Origin of the sequence: Streptomyces tremellae (assembly GCF_039540215.1) — a bacterium.
Classification (GTDB): Bacteria; Actinomycetota; Actinomycetes; order Streptomycetales; family Streptomycetaceae; genus Streptomyces; species Streptomyces tremellae.
This window is the reverse complement of sequence record NZ_BAABEP010000132.1, coordinates 1-3,369: the sequence shown is the minus strand read 5'-3', so window position 1 is coordinate 3,369 and position 3,369 is coordinate 1. Positions and strand designations below refer to the sequence as shown.

Annotated in this window: 2 rRNA genes; both read right to left on the bottom strand. The window is 57.4% G+C overall.

The window, feature by feature from the left end:
• Nucleotides 1-2,080, bottom strand: a 23S ribosomal RNA gene (locus ABEA77_RS33610); the annotation flags it as partial.
• Nucleotides 2,081-2,404: 324 nt separating this feature from the next.
• Nucleotides 2,405-3,369 (bottom strand): 16S ribosomal RNA (locus ABEA77_RS33605); the annotation flags it as partial.

The following is a 3,369-nucleotide window of genomic DNA, read 5'->3' as shown; positions in this document are numbered from 1 at the left end:
AACCGGTCCCCTTAACGTTCCAGCACCGGGCAGGCGTCAGTCCGTATACATCGCCTTACGGCTTCGCACGGACCTGTGTTTTTAGTAAACAGTCGCTTCTCGCTGGTCTCTGCGGCCACCCCCAGCTCAAGACGAAAAGTCCATCACCAGAAATGGCCCCCCTTCTCCCGAAGTTACGGGGGCATTTTGCCGAGTTCCTTAACCATAGTTCACCCGAACGCCTCGGTATTCTCTACCAGACCACCTGAGTCGGTTTAGGGTACGGGCCGCCATACAACTCGCTAGAGGCTTTTCTCGACAGCATAGGATCATCCACTTCACCACAATCGGCTCGGCATCAGGTCTCAGACATATACTGCACGGATTTACCTGCACAGCGCCCTACACCCTTACCCCGGGACAACCACCGCCCGGGATGGACTACCTTCCTGCGTCACCCCATCACTTACCTACTACCCCCTAGGATCAGCGGCTCCACCACTCCCCTCAACTCCGAAGAGATCAGGGCGGCTTCACGGCCTTAGCATCAGAGGATTCGATATTTGACGCCATACAGCGGGTACCGGAATATCAACCGGTTATCCATCGACTACGCCTGTCGGCCTCGCCTTAGGTCCCGACTTACCCTGGGCAGATCAGCTTGACCCAGGAACCCTTAGTCAATCGGCGCACACGTTTCCCACGTGTGAATCGCTACTCATGCCTGCATTCTCACTCGTGAACCGTCCACCACTCGCTTCCACGGCAGCTTCACCCGGCACACGACGCTCCCCTACCCATCACAGTCCCCGTTAGGAGTACATACTGCAATGACACGACTTCGGCGGTACGCTTGAGCCCCGCTACATTATCGGCGCAGAATCACTAGACCAGTGAGCTATTACGCACTCTTTCAAGGATGGCTGCTTCTAAGCCAACCTCCTGGTTGTCTCTGCGACTCCACATCCTTTCCCACTTAGCGCACGCTTAGGGGCCTTAGTCGATGCTCTGGGCTGTTTCCCTCTCGACCATGGAGCTTATCCCCCACAGTCTCACTGCCGCGCTCTCACTTACCGGCATTCGGAGTTTGGCTAAGGTCAGTAACCCGGTAAGGCCCATCGCCTATCCAGTGCTCTACCTCCGGCAAGAAACACACGACGCTGCACCTAAATGCATTTCGGGGAGAACCAGCTATCACGGAGTTTGATTGGCCTTTCACCCCTAACCACAGGTCATCCCCCAGGTTTTCAACCCTGGTGGGTTCGGTCCTCCACGACCTCTTACAGCCGCTTCAACCTGCCCATGGCTAGATCACTCCGCTTCGGGTCTTGAGCATGCTACTAAAACGCCCTCTTCGGACTCGCTTTCGCTACGGCTCCCCCACACGGGTTAACCTCGCAACACACCGCAAACTCGCAGGCTCATTCTTCAAAAGGCACGCAGTCACGACACACAGACAAAAGCCCGCATGCGACGCTCCCACGGCTTGTAGGCACACGGTTTCAGGTACTATTTCACTCCGCTCCCGCGGTACTTTTCACCATTCCCTCACGGTACTATCCGCTATCGGTCACCAGGGAATATTTAGGCTTAGCGGGTGGTCCCGCCAGATTCACACAGGATTTCTCGAGGCCCGTGCTACTTGGGAAACAAACAAGCAAGCCATACAGATTTCAGCTACGGGGGTCTTACCCTCTACGCCAGGCCTTTCGCATGCCCTTCGCCTACCCATACGGTTTCTAACTCGCCTCACTGCCGGCAGACAGCAAAAGTCCGCTCCCACAACCCCGCCCACGCAACCCCTGCCGGGTATCACACGTAAACGGTTTAGCCTCATCCAGTTTCGCTCGCCGCTACTCCCGGAATCACTATTGTTTTCTCTTCCTGAGGGTACTGAGATGTTTCACTTCCCCTCGTTCCCTCCACACACCCTATGAGTTCAGGTGCAGGTGACAGCCCATGACGACTGCCGGGTTTCCCCATTCGGACACCCCCGGATCACAGCTCGGTTGACAGCTCCCCGGGGCCTATCGCGGCCTCCCACGTCCTTCATCGGTTCCTGGTACCAAGGCATCCACCGTGCGCCCTTAAAAACTTGGCCACAGATGCTCGCGTCCACTGTGCAGTTCTCAAACAACGACCAGCCACCCACCACCCCACCCACACAGGCGAGTTCACTGGGACCGGCATACCGAAGACATCAGCTCCCGCCCATGCCCTCAGACACCCAACAGCGTGCCCGACAAGACCAAACCCCCACCACCCCGTTCCACACCCCCCGAAGAGAGCAGTACTAGAAGCAGCAAGCATCCGAACCTGCCGAATAGTCAACGTTCCACCCATGAGCAAACCACCGTCGAACACTCGCCGACGTCATGGCTCTGGACCCCCAACCCCGAAAGACTGGAAGCCAAATGCTCCTTAGAAAGGAGGTGATCCAGCCGCACCTTCCGGTACGGCTACCTTGTTACGACTTCGTCCCAATCGCCAGTCCCACCTTCGACAGCTCCCTCCCACAAGGGGTTAGGCCACCGGCTTCGGGTGTTACCGACTTTCGTGACGTGACGGGCGGTGTGTACAAGGCCCGGGAACGTATTCACCGCAGCACTGCTGATCTGCGATTACTAGCGACTCCGACTTCATGGGGTCGAGTTGCAGACCCCAATCCGAACTGAGACCGGCTTTTTGAGATTCGCTCCACCTCACGGCATCGCAACTCATTGTACCGGCCATTGTAGCACGTGTGCAGCCCAAGACATAAGGGGCATGATGACTTGACGTCGTCCCCACCTTCCTCCGAGTTGACCCCGGCGGTCTCCCGTGAGTCCCCAGCACCACAAGGGCCTGCTGGCAACACGGGACAAGGGTTGCGCTCGTTGCGGGACTTAACCCAACATCTCACGACACGAGCTGACGACAGCCATGCACCACCTGTACACCGACCACAAGGGGGCATCCATCTCTGAACGTTTCCGGTGTATGTCAAGCCTTGGTAAGGTTCTTCGCGTTGCGTCGAATTAAGCCACATGCTCCGCCGCTTGTGCGGGCCCCCGTCAATTCCTTTGAGTTTTAGCCTTGCGGCCGTACTCCCCAGGCGGGGAACTTAATGCGTTAGCTGCGGCACGGACCACGTGGAATGTGACCCACACCTAGTTCCCAACGTTTACGGCGTGGACTACCAGGGTATCTAATCCTGTTCGCTCCCCACGCTTTCGCTCCTCAGCGTCAGTAATGGCCCAGAGATCCGCCTTCGCCACCGGTGTTCCTCCTGATATCTGCGCATTTCACCGCTACACCAGGAATTCCGATCTCCCCTACCACACTCCAGTCTGCCCGTATCGAATGCAGACCCGGGGTTAAGCCCCGGGCTTTCACATCCGACGCGACAAA